Annotated in this window: 7 protein-coding genes; 5 read left to right on the top strand and 2 right to left on the bottom strand. The window is 67.3% G+C overall.

What is annotated here, in order from left to right; translation table 11 throughout:
- Positions 1–31: 31 nt before the first annotated feature.
- The 3 genes from ACGHX3_RS15260 to ACGHX3_RS15250 all read left to right on the top strand — a co-directional run bounded on the left by ACGHX3_RS15260 (position 32) and on the right by ACGHX3_RS15250 (position 6,790).
- Entirely contained in the window at positions 32–1,615 is a 1,584-nt protein-coding gene (locus ACGHX3_RS15260; protein WP_394695497.1) for a hypothetical protein, read from the top strand.
- Between the two features lie 160 nt (positions 1,616–1,775).
- Complete coding sequence (gene clpB / locus ACGHX3_RS15255; protein WP_394695496.1) at positions 1,776–4,376, top strand: ATP-dependent chaperone ClpB; 2,601 nt, start codon at positions 1,776–1,778, stop codon at positions 4,374–4,376.
- A gap of 134 nt (positions 4,377–4,510) precedes the next feature.
- Positions 4,511–6,790 carry an EAL domain-containing protein gene (locus tag ACGHX3_RS15250; protein ID WP_162337738.1) on the top strand — a complete coding sequence of 760 codons (2,280 nt, stop codon included), beginning with the start codon at positions 4,511–4,513 and terminating at the stop codon, positions 6,788–6,790.
- 8 nt (positions 6,791–6,798) lie between these two features.
- Here the strand turns inward: ACGHX3_RS15250 and ybaL are convergent, their stop codons facing one another.
- Both ybaL and ACGHX3_RS15240 read right to left on the bottom strand, forming a co-directional pair.
- Positions 6,799–8,487: a YbaL family putative K(+) efflux transporter gene (gene ybaL, locus ACGHX3_RS15245; RefSeq protein ID WP_313929095.1), complete on the bottom strand. Its 1,689-nt coding sequence runs from the start codon at positions 8,485–8,487 to the stop codon at positions 6,799–6,801.
- A gap of 170 nt (positions 8,488–8,657) precedes the next feature.
- Positions 8,658–11,093: a TonB-dependent receptor plug domain-containing protein gene (locus ACGHX3_RS15240; protein ID WP_394695495.1), complete on the bottom strand. Its 2,436-nt coding sequence runs from the start codon at positions 11,091–11,093 to the stop codon at positions 8,658–8,660.
- Positions 11,094–11,298: 205 nt separating this feature from the next.
- On the opposite strand from ACGHX3_RS15240, the gene ACGHX3_RS15235 reads away from it, so the two are divergent.
- Positions 11,299–13,149: an ABC-F family ATP-binding cassette domain-containing protein gene (locus tag ACGHX3_RS15235; RefSeq protein ID WP_394695494.1), complete on the top strand. Its 1,851-nt coding sequence runs from the start codon at positions 11,299–11,301 to the stop codon at positions 13,147–13,149.
- Positions 13,150–15,449: 2,300 nt separating this feature from the next.
- Entirely contained in the window at positions 15,450–15,782 is a 333-nt protein-coding gene (locus tag ACGHX3_RS15230) for an FmdB family zinc ribbon protein (protein WP_394697306.1), read from the top strand.
- Positions 15,783–15,784 lie beyond the last annotated feature (2 nt).

Genomic DNA, 15,784 nt, shown 5'->3' with positions numbered 1-15,784 from the left:
CCTGCCGGCCTGTTGCGCCGACGACTTCCCCATGACCAACTCCTCGTCTTCACGCACCCGCTGGTTCGTCCCCGGTGACCTCAACGGTTTCTTCGGCCTGGTGGTGGACAACCTGTCCATTCTCGGCTTCATCGCCGCCGCGCTGATCGGCATCTTCCAGTTCCCGGCCGAGGTGGTGTTCACCCGCATGTTCCCCGGCACCGCGCTGGGGGTGCTGGTCGGCAACCTGATCTACACGTGGATGGCGCACCGGCTGGCGGCGAAGACCGGCCGCGACGACGTCACCGCGATGCCGCTGGGGCTCGATGCGCCCACCAGCATCGGCATGGCGCTGCTGGTGCTGGGCCCGGCGTTCGTCGGCTTCAAGCAGGCCGGCCTGGACGAACAGGCCGCGGCCACCGCGACCTGGCAGCTCGGCATGGCCTCGCTGGTGGTGATGGGCGTGCTGAAGCTGGTGCTGTCGTTCTTCGGCGATGCGGTCACCCGCGCGGTGCCGCGCGCCGGCCTGCTCGGTTCCATCGGCGGTGCGGCGCTGACGCTGCTCGGCTTCCTGCCGCTGATCGAAACCCTGCGCCAGCCCATCGTCGGCTTCGTCACCTTCGGCCTGCTGCTGTACGTGCTGGTGGCGAAGGGCAAGCTGCCGGTGAAGATTCCCGGCGTGCTGCTGGCCTTCGTCGTCGGCACCGCGCTGTACTACGTGCTTGGCCTGTCCGGTCTGGGCGCGCCCGGTTTCAAGGTGCCGGATGCCGTGCCGCTCGCGCTGACGCTGCCGCTGCCGTCGCTGGGCTGGCTGGATGGCCTGGCCTACACCGTGCCCTACCTGCCGCTGCTGCTGCCGTTCGGCCTGCTGATGGTGGTCGGTGGCATCAACGTCAGCGAGAGCGCACGTGCGGCCGGCGACGACTACCGCACGCGCGACGTGCTGCTGGCCGAAGCGGTGTCCACGCTGGTCGCCGGCTTCTGCGGCGGCGTCGCGCAGACCACGCCGTATATCGGCCAGCCCGCCTACAAGCACATGGGGGCGCGCAAGGGTTACACGCTGCTGACCGGTGTCTTCATCGGACTCGGCGGCGTGCTCGGCTACGTGTCGGGCCTGGTGCAGTGGCTGCCGGTCGCGGTGCTGGCACCGATCATCGTCTACGTCGGTCTGGACATCACTGTGCAGGCCTTCACCGAAACGCCGCGCAAGCACGCCATCGCAGTGGCACTGGGCTTCCTGCCGTCCGTGGCCTATCTGCTGACGATCAAGTTCGGCAATCCGGCGTGGATCGCCCCCGACCGCTTCGCCGGCCTGTACGAAGGCGTCGACGGCCACGGCCTGCCGGACCTGGCCACCATCGTCACCCTGGGCAACGGCTTCATCATCACCGCGATGATCTGGACCACCGCCCTGGTGGCGATGATCGACGGCCGCAACGGACGCGCGGTCGTCGCGCTGCTGGTCGGTGCGGTACTGACGCTGTTCGGCATCATCCACTCGGTCGATCCGCGTGGCGGCATCTACCTGCCGTGGGATGTCGAAGGCCTGCGCGCGACCATCCTGTGGCAGTTCGCCGGTGCGTATGCCGCGCTGGCGGTGCTGCTGGGTTTGTTGTCCCTGCAGAAGAAGCCGTAGGGCGGGCCTTGGCCCGCCGTTTCCGGTACATGCGCGGACGGTGGGCCAAGGCCCACCTTGCGTGAATCCGGGTCTCAACAGCTCTTGAAACACCGCCGCTTAACCGCATGTGGGTAGCATCGGCCGGGTTCGCCGGCCCCTTCTTCCTGGAGTTCTCCCGATGCGGATGGACAAACTGACCTCGCGTTTCCAGCAGGCGCTGGCAGACGCGCAGTCGCTGGCCGTGGGCCGCGACCACACCATGATCGAACCCGTCCACGTGCTGACCGCGCTGCTGGAACAGCAGGGCGGCAGTTCGCGGCCGCTGCTGGCGCAGGCCGGCGTCAATGTCCCCGTGCTGCGCGAGCGGCTGGGCGAAGCGCTGGACAAGCTGCCGAAGGTGACCGGCCAGGCCGGCAACCTGTCGATCGGCAACGACCTGTCGCGCCTGCTCAACGTTACCGACAAGCTGGCGCAGGACGCCGGCGACACCTACATCGCCAGCGAGTGGTTCCTGCTGGCCGCGCTGGACGACAGCGGAGCCGCCGGCCAGGAGCTGAAAGCCAGCGGTGCGGACAAGCAGAAGCTGCGTGCGGCCATCGAGCGCCTGCGCGGCGGCGAGAAGGTGCAATCCGAGAACGCCGAGGACCAGCGCCAGGCGCTGGAGAAGTACACCATCGACCTGACCGAGCGCGCCGAGATCGGCAAGCTCGACCCGGTGATCGGCCGCGACGAGGAAATCCGCCGCACCATCCAGGTTCTGCAGCGCCGCACCAAGAACAATCCGGTGCTGATCGGCGAGCCCGGCGTGGGCAAGACCGCCATCGTGGAAGGCCTGGCACAGCGCATCGTCAACGGCGAGGTGCCCGAGGGCCTGCGCGGCAAGCGCGTGCTGTCGCTGGACATGGGCGCGCTGATCGCCGGGGCCAAGTTCCGCGGCGAGTTCGAGGAGCGCCTGAAGGGTGTGCTCAACGACCTGGCCAAGAACGAGGGCCAGATCATCCTCTTCATCGACGAACTTCACACCATGGTCGGCGCGGGCAAGGCAGAGGGTTCGATGGATGCCGGCAACATGCTGAAGCCTGCGCTGGCCCGTGGCGAACTGCACTGCATCGGCGCGACCACGCTGGACGAGTACCGCAAGTACGTCGAGAAGGACGCCGCGCTGGAGCGCCGCTTCCAGAAGGTGTTCGTCGGCGAACCCAGCGTCGAGGACACCATCGCCATCCTGCGCGGGTTGAAGGAGAAGTACGCCGTGCACCACGGCGTCGAGATCACCGACCCCGCCATCGTCGCCGCGGCGCAGCTGAGCCACCGCTACATCGCCGACCGCCAGCTGCCGGACAAGGCCATCGACCTGATGGACGAGGCCGCCAGCCGCATCCGCATGGAGATCGACTCCAAGCCGGAAGAAATGGACCGCATGGAGCGCCGGCTGATCCAGCTGAAGATCCAGCGCGAAGCACTGAAAAAGGAGAAGGACGCGCAGTCGAAGCAGCGCCTGGCCGACCTGGAAACCGAGATCGAAGCGCTGCAGCGCGAGTTCAACGACCTGGAAGAGATCTGGAAGGCCGAGAAGGCCACCTTGACCGGCGCGACGAAGATCAAGGAGCAGATCGAGCGGGTGAAGCTGGAGCTGGAGGCCGCGCAGCGCAGGCAGGACTACGCGCGCATGAGCGAGCTGCAGTACGGCCAGCTGCCGGAACTGGAGAAGCAGCTGTCCGCCGCGCAGGAAGCCGAGCAGAAGGGTTTCCGCCTGTTGCAGGACAAGGTCACCGACGAGGAGATCGCCGAGGTCGTCAGCCGCTGGACCGGCATCCCGGTCAGCAAGATGCTGGAGGGCGAGCGCGAGAAGCTGCTGCAGATGGAGCAGTCGCTGCGTGGCCGCGTCATCGGCCAGGAAGAGGCGATCAAGGTGGTGTCCGACGCGGTGCGCCGTTCGCGCGCCGGCATTTCCGATCCCGACCGTCCGAGCGGCTCGTTCCTGTTCCTCGGCCCGACCGGCGTCGGCAAGACCGAGCTGTGCAAGGCGCTGGCCGAATTCCTGTTCGACAGCAGCGACGCCATGATCCGCATCGACATGAGCGAGTTCATGGAGAAGCATGCGGTCAGCCGGCTGGTCGGCGCGCCTCCGGGCTATGTCGGCTACGAGGAGGGTGGTTACCTGACCGAGGCCGTGCGCCGCCGTCCGTATAGCGTGATCCTGCTGGACGAGGTGGAGAAGGCGCATCCGGACGTGTTCAACATCCTGCTGCAGGTGCTGGACGACGGTCGCCTGACCGACGGCCAGGGGCGCACGGTGGACTTCCGCAATACCGTCATCGTGATGACGTCCAACCTCGGGTCCAGCCTGATCCAGGACATGTCCGAAGGCGATGGCTCGGCGGACACGCCGGAGCGCTACACGCAGATGAAGGCCGCGGTGATGGGTGTGGTGCAGGCGCACTTCCGCCCGGAGTTCATCAACCGGCTGGACGACATCGTCGTGTTCCATCCGCTGGACAAGGCCCAGATCCGCGAGATCGCCCGCATCCAGACGCGTTACCTGGCCAAGCGCCTGGCCGAGCGGCAGATCGTGCTGGAGCTGGATGATTCAGCACTGATGCTGCTGGGCAACACCGGCTTCGACCCGGTGTACGGCGCACGTCCGCTGAAGCGCGCGATCCAGGCCCAGCTGGAGAATCCGCTGGCGCAGAAGATCCTGTCGGGCGCATTCGGTGCGGGCGATACGGTACGCGTGCGTGCGGAGGGCGGGCAGCTGGTCTTCGACGTCACGCGCTGACCGGCGGTCGGCGCGGCGTGTCCTGCTTTCGTCCGCCATCGCGTGGTAGTACGTTATGGGGCGGCCTGACGTAGGGGGGCCGCGTCGTATCGTCTCCGCGCTGGCGGAGGGTGCAAAGGGGCAAGGACGGACCGATGGCCGATCATGCAGGGCAACCGGTGCGTGGCCTGGGCGCGAGCATGCAGGTGCTCGTGCTCGGTGGCCTGTGCCTGCTGCTCCAGCAGGTGCCGATCCGCTACCGCATCGATTTCTTCGGCGAGATCGCCGACGCCTCGTTGATCCACCTGCACACCGGCATGCTGCTCGCCATCGCCATGCTGGTCCGCGACCGCCGCGTCGTGGCGGGCTGCTTCGCGCTGACCTTCGTCGGCTGGACGCTCCGCCAGCTTTACCTGTTCGACAACGGGCAACCCACCTGGATGCTGGGATGGGGTGCCGTGACGTATCTGCTGCAGTTCGCCTGGACCCTGGCGTGCGTGCGCTGGATGGGCTGGCCCCGCCATGCGGGCGCGCGCATGCAGCGCAGCGACCTGGTGCGGTTCGCGGCGATCGGCCTGCTGCTGTTCCCGCTGGTGATGGCGTTGCTGGGGCTCAGCATCGTGCTGCTGTCGTCGCCGGCGGACGCGTTGAGCGCGGCGTTCCAGATGTTCTTCGCCAAGCAGTTCGGCGTGGTGGTCGTGACCCTGCCGCTGGTGATCGGCTGGCTGGAGCGCAGCGAGCGGGCACCGCGGTCCGGCGCCGGGACGCACTGGCTGTGGCCGGTGGCGCTGGGCGTGGGGCTGGCGGTCAGCCTGTGGGCGGGCGTGCAGGTGCGCCACGCGTTCAATGGCTTTACCACGCTGTTGTCCGGGCCCGTGCTGATGGATTACCGGTTCGCGGTGCTGGTCGTGCTGGCGTGGTGCATGCTGAGGCTGCCGCCGCGCTGGGCCATGCTGTCGCTGGCGCTGACCCTGCTGCTGCTGGTCGGCATGGTGGCCGGCACGGCCGAGTACGCCAACACGCCTGTGGGCTTCTTCAACCTGCTGCACATCGCGTTGGAGATGAACATCCTGCTGCTGGCGATGCTCTACCTGTGGCTGACCAACCGCGACCGGTCCGCGCTGGCCGAACAGTTGTCGGAAGAGACGCTGCGCGACCAGGTGACGGGGCTGCCGAACCTCAAGGCGCTGCGGGAGCGCACGGGCCGCCCGATGCCGCGCGCCGAACTGGGCTATCTGCTGCTCGACCAGACCGACACGCTGGTCGCCGGCTTCGGCCTGGACACGCAGGCGCAGGCCATGAACGCGACGGCGCGCCGCCTGGACGACCTGGTCGAGACCTATTACGTGGGCACCGGCCAGTTCGCGCTGCTACCGCGCCCGGGGCGCGACGCCGACCTGTGGGAGCGGGTGATGGCGCGGGTGGAGCACGCCGAGATCGATGTCGGTGGCGAACCGATCCGCCTGCTGCCCTATCTGGGGGTGGCCGCGTTCAATGGCACGCATCCCAGCGTGATCGACGGGGCCGTGCTGGCGGCGTCGCACCTGGCGTTCGAAGCCCGCCAGCACGGCGAGCTGCGGCCGCGCTACAGCGAGGTCGGCGATACGCAGGTACGCCGCACCCACCGTCGCCAGCTGCACGACGCCACCGAGGCCCTGGCCAGCCTGCGCAGTGAGCGCGTGGCGTTGTACTTCCAGCCGATCCGCGACCTCACTGCCGACATGGGGGCCAGCGGCGAACCCCGCATGCTGTCCGGCGAGGTGCTCTGCCGCCTGCTGGACGAGCGGGGCGACATCATGTCGCCCGCGCGCTTCATGGCGCCGCTCGAGGCGGCGGGGCGCGGCGCCGAGCTCGACCTCGCGGTCATGCGGGCCTTGTTCCGGCTACTGAGGAAGTCGCCCGAGGCGTTGCCCTACTGCCGCGAGATCGCGATCAACCTCACCGGCCAGAGCCTGGCGTCGATGAGCTTCCAGGTCGAACTGCGCACGTTGCTGGCCGGGTCGCCGTTGCCGATGAGCGCGCTGTGCTTCGAGGTCACCGAGACCGCCGCCATCTCCAACACCGCCGCCGCCAGCCACCTGCTCACCGACCTGCGCGCGCTGGGCTGCCACATCGCCATCGACGACTTCGGCACCGGCATGCAGAGCTTCGCGCGCCTGCGCGAGCTGCCCGTGGACGTGATCAAGATCGACGGCTCGTTCGTGCGCAACGTCGCCCAGCTCGGCAAGGACTATGCCGTCGTGCAGGCCTCGGTCGCGGTGGCCAAGGCCTTCGGTGCGACCACGGTGGCCGAGTTCGTCGAGGACGAGGACACCGAATTCTGCCTGCGGCGCCTCGGCGTGCACCGCGTACAGGGTTACCTCTATGGCGCTCCGCGTCCGCTGGCCGAGGTGCTGGCGGACGTGGCGGCCGAAGCGCAGGCCGCGCGCGACTGAGCCCGGGCTCAGACCGTCGCGCGTTGCGGGCGGTACGGAGGCGTGGACATCACCATTTCCGCCAGCGAGAACGCCAGCTCGCGTTCGGCCAGCACCGCGCCGTCGGCGCCGTGTTCCAGCAGGTGCTTCACTTCGCCCTCGCTGTGCGCGCGCGCCAGCAGGGTCAGCGAGGGATTGAGCGCGCGCAGCTTCGCGAGCGTCTCGCCGGCTTCGAGCGGTTGCGGGATGGCCAGCACGGCGATCTTGGCGCGCTCCGGATGGGCCTCCGCGAGCACGCGGTCGGCCGCCGCGCTGCCGCGGATGGCCGGAATGCCGGCGTCGTGCGCGCGAGCCACATGGTCGCCGTTGTCGTCGATCACGATGAGCGGCACGCCGCGGTCGCGCAGCACGCGCGCCAGTTCGCTGCCCACGCGGCCGTAGCCGATGATGATGGCGTGGTCGGTGACGTCCAGCGACGGGCCGGGCGGTACGTCCGGCTCGGCCGGCACGGGCGCCAGGGCTTCCTGCTTCTTCTGCCAGCGGTCCAGCCAGGTGAACAGGAATGGATTGGCGATGATCGACAGCAGCGAGCCGGCCAGGATCAGGTCGCGTCCTTCCGGCGGCAGGATCTTCAGCGCCACGCCGAGCGCGGCCAGGATGAAGGAGAACTCGCCGATCTGCGCCAGGCTGACGGAGATCGTCAGCGCCGTGCCGGTCGGGTGCTTGAACGCCTTGACGATGTAGTACGCCGCCACCGACTTGCCCAGCACGATGATGCCGAACGTGGCCAGCACCTGCCACGGATGCGCGACCAGGATGGCGGGATTGAACAGCATGCCCACCGACACGAAGAACAGCACCGCGAACGCGTCGCGCAGCGGCAGCGAATCGTTGGCGGCCTTGTGGCTCAGCTCGGATTCGTTGAGCAGCATGCCGGCGAAGAACGCGCCCAGCGCGAACGACACGCCGAACATCATCGCCGAGCCGAACGCCACGCCCAGCGCGATGGCCAGCACCGACAGGGTGAACAGCTCGCGCGAACCGGTGGCGGCGATCTTCTCCAGCGTCCACGGGATGACGCGGCGTCCGACCAGCAGCATGAAGGCGACGAAAGCGCCCAGCTTGATGAAGGTCCAGGCGATCTCCACCACGAAGCGGCCGAACGTCGCCGGCTCGCCGCCGTTGTCCGGGCCGAACGTGGACGCCAGCACCGGCAGCATCACCAGCGCCAGCACCATCACCAGGTCTTCCACGATCAGCCAGCCCACCGCGATGCGCCCGCGCGTGGTCTCCAGCAGGCGACGCTCTTCCATCGCTCGCAGCAGCACCACTGTGCTGGCCACCGACAGCGCCAGGCCGAACACGAAACCGTTGAGCGGCGTCCAACCCATGCCCCAGGCCAGTGCCCAGCCCAGGCCGGTGGCGACCGCGATCTGCACGATGGCGCCGGGAATGGCGATCGCCTTCACTTCCAGCAGGTCTTCGAGCGAGAAATGCAGGCCCACGCCGAACATCAGCAGCATCACGCCGAGTTCGGACAGCTGGGTGGCGAGTTCCTGGTCGGCGACGAAGCCGGGCGTGAACGGGCCGACGAAGATGCCTGCAACCAGATAACCGACCAACGGCGAGAACCGCAGCTTGTGGGCGATCGCACCCAGCACGAAGGCCAGGGCAAGGCCCACCGCGATGATGTTGATCAGGTCGGTGTCATGATGCATCGATCGGCAGTGTTCCTCGGCATAGGGGTCGAGTGTCGCCGATGCGAGCGCCCTGCCGCAAACGAAAACTGACCGCGGGTGCACGCGCGCTCGTGCGCACCTCACTGCGCGCAAACGGAAACGCCCCGCGCGGGGCGGGGCGTTCCGGATGGATCAGGCGATGACGCCCATCACCACTTGTAGGCGATGCGCCCGTAGACATACGCGCCGTTGAAGCCGGCTGGCGAATAATTGCTGTAGGGGAGCATGCCGGAGGTCGAGTTGGCGAAGATGCTGCGGTCCGGATACGAGTCCAGCAGATTGTCCGCGCCAAGGGTCAATGTCCACTGCGTGGTTGGCTTGTAGCTGGCCGAGGCATCGAGGATCCATTGGTCGTCGAAGGTCTGGTCGTTGGCGGCGCCGCTGGAGGGGCGGTTGGTGAAGCTGCCATAGCGCGTGGCAGCCAGTGCGAAGGCCCAATGCCCAGTTTTCCAGGTGCCACCGAGAATGGCCTTGTCCTTGGGATACCCCTCCTCGATGCGGCCGATCTCATCACGGCCTATGCGCGAGGGCGACAGCGCGGCAAAAGTGGCCCATGCGGCTGGGTCGGCGGCGATCGAGGTGATCTCGGTCTCGCTGTAGCCGTAACTCGCGGTCAGCTCCAGCGAACTAGCGGCAAAGGGAACGGTGTAGCTGGCGACCACATCTACACCGCGGGTACGGGTATCGACGGCATTGGTGAAGTAGTTGAACGACGTCACGCCGTTGATGCCTAGGCCTGCAAGCAGTGCCTGCGCTGCATTAGCCGCGGCGAGCCTGGACGGACTGCCGGCGTTGGCTGCGGCGGTCGGGTCGATGTTCAGCGGCGAGGACAGCACTATGCGATCGTCGATCTTGATCTGATAGGCGTCTACCGTCACGTACAACCGTTCGCTGGGTTGCAGAACCAGGCCAAGGCTGTAGGACGTGGATTCTTCCTGCGTCAACGCCTCGGCACCGAGCGCGGCGGCCGCGGCGCTGGTCGCCGGGAAGGTGCCGCGCTGCGTGAACACACCACTGCTATCCACCGAGCTGGTGATGACCTGGTAATTCTGCTGGGCCAGCGAAGGCGCGCGAAAGCCGGTGGACGCAGTGGCGCGAACGGCCAGCGTGTCCGTGAAGGCATAGCGTGCCGACAGCTTCCCAGTGACCGCATCGCCAAAGTCGGAGTAATTCTCGTAGCGCCCTGCGATGCCGGCGGAGAATCTATCGGTGACGTCGGCTTCCAAGGCCACGTAGGCCGCGTAGTTGTCGCGATCCGAATGCACAGCGTTCTCGGCGGTAAAGCCGCCGAAGCCCTGAGCGCCCCCGCCGGTGTACGAATTCAGTTCGCCCGGCGACTGGTTCCACTTCTCCTGCCGGTATTCGGCGCCGAACGACAGCGTTGCCGGGTAGGCCAGGCCGATCTCCAGCGGCTTGCTGACATCGGCATTCAACACGTTCTGGGTGTACTCCAGCGCGCCGTCGTAGAAGCGGTGCGGGCTGCTCGCGCCCAGGCTGTAGTTGATGCTGTTCTGGGTGTAGAACTTGAGGTGGTTGTAGCCGTAGTTGTAGCTGACGTCCCACTTCCAGCCGCTCTCGGTGTCGCCCTTGATGCCTGCGACCAGCGAACGGTCCTGCGACAGCTGGTTGATCTCGGGCACGTAGCCGTCCGGGTAGACCTGGGCCAGCAGCGCGCCCTGGCTGCTGTGGTTGCGCGAGCGATAGAAGGCGAAGGACACGATGTCGCGATTGCTGGCGATCGCGGTGGCGTACGCGCTGACGTTGTCGCTGAAGTCGAAACCGGCATTGGCCGAGACGGCGCCGGCATCGACCTGGGGATCGCCGTAAACGAAAGCGACCTGGCCCACCGCGGGATTGTTGCCCGTGTTCGGTGCCGTGCCCTGGTACGGGCCGGCGCGGTTGGTTTCGTCCTGCTGGGTCAGCTGCCCGGCGACATGGACGAAGCCGCGGCCGTCGCCGAACGACACGCCGGTATCGCCCGAGAGCTGCGTGCTGCCGCCGTCACCGGCGGAGTAGCCGCCCACGTCGACCGCCAGGCTGCCGCCCTTGCCGGCGCCCTTCAGCACGATGTTGACCACGCCGGCGATGGCGTCGGAACCGTACTGCGCGGATGCGCCGTCGCGCAGCACTTCCACGCGCTCGATGGCCGACACCGGGATCGCGTTGAGGTCCACCGCCGACGAGCCGCGGCCGATGCTGCCGTTGACGTTGACCAGCGCCGAGATGTGGCGGCGCTTGCCGTTGACCAGGATCAGGACCTGGTCGGGCGACAGGCCGCGCAGCTGCGCCGGGCGCACGCCGCTGGTGCCGTCGGTGACGGCGGGACGCGGGAAGTTCAGCGAGGGCAGCGCGCGGGCCAGCGCCGTGGCCAGCTCGGTGGTGCCGGTCGACTGCAGGACTTCCGGCGTGATGATGTCGATGGGCGACTGCGATTCGGCCACCGTACGGTCGGAGACGCGGGTGCCGGTGACGATCAGGGTATCGAGCGTGCGGGCCTCGGCGGCGGCCGACTCCTGCGCGAACGTGGCGGGGGCGACCAGGGCCAGGCTGATGGCGAGGGTCAGGGGGGACAGCGTACGGGTCATGGGGGAAGCTCCGGGAAGGACAGCGAAGTACGACTTCAAATGGATCAGGGCTTGCAAAGTTTCCTTTGAAACCATGGACTTAGGTGCTACCTGTTCTGGTTACAGGGGCGGGAAGGGCGTGTCAATGCTTTGTTAACAAGTGTGAGCGGGTGTGCTATCGATAAACTACGCGGCCGTTTCCGCCCAAATCCCCTTAGGTTGTTTCTTGATCGCCCTTCGTAATTTCGCGCTCCGCCGCGGCGAGCGCCTGCTGCTGTCCAACGTCGACCTGACCCTGCATGCCGGCTATCGCGTGGGCGTGGTCGGCCGCAACGGCGCGGGCAAGTCCAGCCTGTTCGCCGCCGTGCAGGGCGAACTGGAAGCCGACAAGGGCGACCTGGACCTGCCCGGCAAGGTGCGCATCGCCAGCGTGGCGCAGGAAACCCCGTCGCTGCCCGATCCGGCGCTGATGTTCGTGCTCGGCGGCGATACCGAGGTCGCGGCGGTGCTGCAGGCCGAAGCCGATGCCAGCGCGCGCGAGGACTGGGAAGTGGTCGCCAACGCGCACCAGAAGATGGCCGAGCTCGGCGCCTATGACGCCGAAGCGCGCGCGGGCAAGCTGCTGCACGGCCTGGGCTTCCCGGCCGATACGCACCACCGTGCGGTGTCGTCGTTCTCCGGCGGCTGGCGCGTGCGCCTGAACCTGGCGCGCGCGCTGATGATGCCCAGCGACCTGCTGCTGCTCGACGAACCCACCAACCACCTCGACATGGACGCGGTGCTCTGGCTGGAGCAGTGGCTGCTGAAATACCCCGGCACGCTGCTGCTGATCTCGCACGACCGCGAGTTCCTCGACAACGTCGCCACGCATACGCTGCACCTGCACGGCGGTGGCGCCAAACTCTACACCGGCGGCTACACCGACTTCGAGCGCCAGCGCGCCGAACAACTGCGCCAGCAGCAGATCGCGCACGAGAAGGAACAGGCCGAACGCGCGCACCTGCAGAGCTTCATCGACCGCTTCAAGGCCAAGGCCTCGAAGGCGGCGCAGGCGCAGAGCCGCATGAAGCGCTTGGCCAAGCTCGCCGGTACCGAGGCGGTGCGTGCCGAGCGCGAGTTCCGCATCGAATTCGCCGAACCGGCCAAGCTGCCGTTCTCGTTGATCCGTCTGAACCACGTCGAAGCCGGCTACGGTTCCGATGCGGTGATCCTGCACGACGTCGGTTTCGGACTCGAAGCCGGGCAGCGCATCGGTCTGCTCGGCCCCAACGGCGCCGGCAAGACCACGCTGGTGAAGACGCTGGTGGGCGAACTGCCGGTGCTGGCCGGTGATCGCATGGCGCACCCGGACCTGCGCATCGGCTACTTCGCGCAGCACACGGTGGAGTCGCTGCACGAAGGCCAGTCGCCGATGGATCACTTCCGCGACCTGTCGCCGGACGCGAGCAACCAGTCGTTCCGTGATTTCCTGGGCAAGTGGAACTTCCCCGGCGACCGCGCGTTCGAGCCGGTCGACGGCTTCTCCGGCGGCGAGCGTGCGCGCCTGGCGCTGGCGCTGATCGCCTGGCAGCAGCCGAACGTGCTGCTGCTCGACGAACCGACCAACCACCTCGACCTCGAGATGCGCGAAGCGCTGGCCGAAGCGCTCAGCGACTTCGACGGCGCCATCGTCATGGTGTCGCACGACCGCCACCTGATCGGCCTGGTCTGCGACACGTTCTGGCGCGTGGCCGACGGCAAGGTCGAACCGTTCGCCGGCGATCTCGACGAATACGCCGCCTGGCTGCGCACGCGCGCCTCCGCGCAGGGCAGCAAGCCGTTGCGCGCCGAACCAGCGCCGGCACCGAAGACCGCGCCGGCCCCTGCGCGCAAGGTCAATCCGGTGAAGCTGGCCGCCGCGGAAGCCAAGGTCGCCGAACTGGAAGGCAAGCTGGCCGATCTCGACGCGCAGCTCGCCGACCCGAACAGCTACGCCGATGCCGACCTCGCCGCACGGCTGGGCCGGGACCGCGAAGCGCTGCAGCAGCAGCTTTCCAAGGCCGAGGAGGCCTGGTCGGCGCTGTACGACGAGGTGTAACCGTCCCTTGCCCGCCACACGGCGCCGCAATGGGCTAGGCTAGACCTCACGACGGGGGGGGATGCGCGGCAGGGGTGCCGCGCACGCAACACCCGTGCGATGGGGGCGACATGGAGCGTAAGCAGGCAGGGATGGCCGCATGGGCCATCGTGTTCGTGATGTTCACGGCAGTGGCGCTCACGTGGTGGATCGCACCAGGCGCAACGGGCCATGTTGCACGCACCACTGCGCGCGCATCCCAGGCAAGCGTTCCGCCGGGCTCGATTCGCCAGAACGGATCGCAGCCGCTGGTGCCATCGCGAAGCCTCTGGTTGTCTGGCGAAGTGCTTGAGCTCCCCGACGCCGTCGGTGCACCCACAGTAACCATCCTTGTCGACGGACGTTCGTATGCTGCCGTGGTCCACGGGCGCAACTACAGCGTCGAACTCGGTCATCCGCCTCTGGATGCGATGGTGGTCGTGGAGGCACGGGCGCCGCGCATCATCTACCGGTCCGCGGTGGGCAGCGTGCAACGTTTGCGGTCACTCGCCGGCGCGGACGGGCTCCTTGAAGTGTCCGAACACGCGGCAATGAAAGTGTCGCCGTTCAGCACGGCGCTGGAGTCGGCAGTCAGGTTTGCGCTGGGTGGCCGTGACGCAGCTGACGACGTCGAGTTTTCCGAAGCCGTCCGCGCGGGAACCAACGACGAAATGGACCTGACTGCCTTCGTGCTGCTCAACACTGCGCACTATCCGGAGGATCTGCCTGCGCCAATCGAGACCGGCTACGAGTTGCTCCAGGATCGGGCGGCATTCAAGGTGTTCACGTCTTATCCGTGGGTCAAGCAATACGGTACCGGCTATCTATTTCGACAGGAACACGACGGCGCGACCTTGCGATCGCTCTCCGAGTTGCCACAACGATTGGTGCTCCAGGACGGGATGCCTTACGGCGATATCGCAACCGCGATCAACCGCGTCATCGTGTTGAACCGTCTTCCCGACGGGACATTCGAGCTGCATACCAACGCGGCGTGGCACAAGCCACGGTTCGAAGCAACGTTGGGCGAGGGCGGTGTCGTGAATCTGATGCCGATCGAGCGTGTCTGGCAGGGATTCGTCGACAGTCAGTATCCGTTCCAGACCGAGCGTTCGGTGTACGGCTACTACTTGCGGCGCATGGCCGTGAATGCCGGTGGAGGGGACGTATGGTCGTTCAGTGCGCTGTACAGACTGCCGCAGGGTTCCTCCGGTGGCTCCAGGTTCACGGAGGAGCACCATGTGCTGGCGGGTGGCAACCTCGATGGATGGAGCGAGCCCGGCGCGTGGGGCTCCGTATCGGGTCAGGTGCTGACCTTGCCCTGGTTCTGCGTTGCCGCGACGCAGGAGAATCCGCTCCAACACATTGAGTCGTGCGACTACGTCCAGCATCGGCTTGTTGCAGGCGCCGGACAGACGCTCGAGCATGGCTGGCGCATCGACCCCGCTACGCAGATGCCTGCCGTTCCCTCTGCGGGCCAGCCATTCGCGTGGTCGGTCGGCGCTTCCGACGCACTCGAACTGACGACTGCGACAGCGGAAACGCAGGTGTGGCGACTGCGTACGCGGGTACCCGGTGGAGACGCGGCAGGCGCGCCGGGCAACATCCTGCACCTCACCCGGTCGCTGGAGCCTTCTACGGCGGGACAAACCCGTGTCGGGATCGGAATGACTGCCCGTCGTCGCATCGAATCCGTGGGCGCCAGCCGCGGGGGCGACGTATGGGAGTACTCCCAGGCCCGGGCCGAGCGTCGTCTCTACAGTGGCCGCGATGGTGTGGTGACAAGGATTTCCCGCATCTCGAATGGCACGGGTACGCGCCTCACGACGCGCGCAGGCGCGACGGAGGGCCAGTTCGAGGGTTTCTGGCAAGTCGTCTCGACCGCCATCTACGACGGCAGAGCGGTTGGCTACATGCCGAACAGCACCGCGCAGTATTTCCGGAACTGTACGTCAGCCGTTGCGGCGGGTGCCGGCGTTTGCGCTACCCAGTACTCGGCATTCCGCCCGATACTCGCGCACGGCAACCGTGTTTACGGGATAGAAAGCAGCTACCAGACACCCGTCTCGTTCGTGGGTGGGGTGCGTGTCGCGCAACCCATGCAGCGATCGGTTGGCCCGATCTTCTATGATTGTCTGGCCGGCGCCTGTCCGACGAATGCAGTGATGACGGCATCATTGCCTCCATTGCTGCTGCGGGAGGCGCAAGCCGCGCCCTTGCAGGTTGAAAAGCCGTCGCATGCCCCCAGACTATCCGCCGCCTACCCCCGCATCCCCCGCCTCATGCCCATCTACGCCTTCGAATGCACCCAGTGCGGCCACAGTTTCGACCGTCTGCAGAAACTGTCCGATCCGGATCCCGATACCTGCCCGTCGTGCAGCGCGCAGGCGGTCAAGCGGCAGCTGACCGCGCCGTCGTTCCGCCTGGCCGGCAGCGGCTGGTACGAGACCGACTTCAAGAAGGACGGCGACAAGAAGCGCAACCTCGCCGACGGCGGCGAGGGCGCCAAGCCGTCGGGTGAGGCGAAGCCCGCCGCCGACACCTCGTCGGCATCCAAGAGCGACGCACCGAAGGCGGACGCCAAGCCCAGCGCGTCCAAGCCCGCCGCGGAGTAACG

The organism is Pseudoxanthomonas japonensis (assembly GCF_043632995.1).
Taxonomy (GTDB): Bacteria; Pseudomonadota; Gammaproteobacteria; order Xanthomonadales; family Xanthomonadaceae; genus Pseudoxanthomonas_A; species Pseudoxanthomonas_A japonensis.
This window is presented reverse-complemented; position numbering and strand designations above follow the sequence as displayed.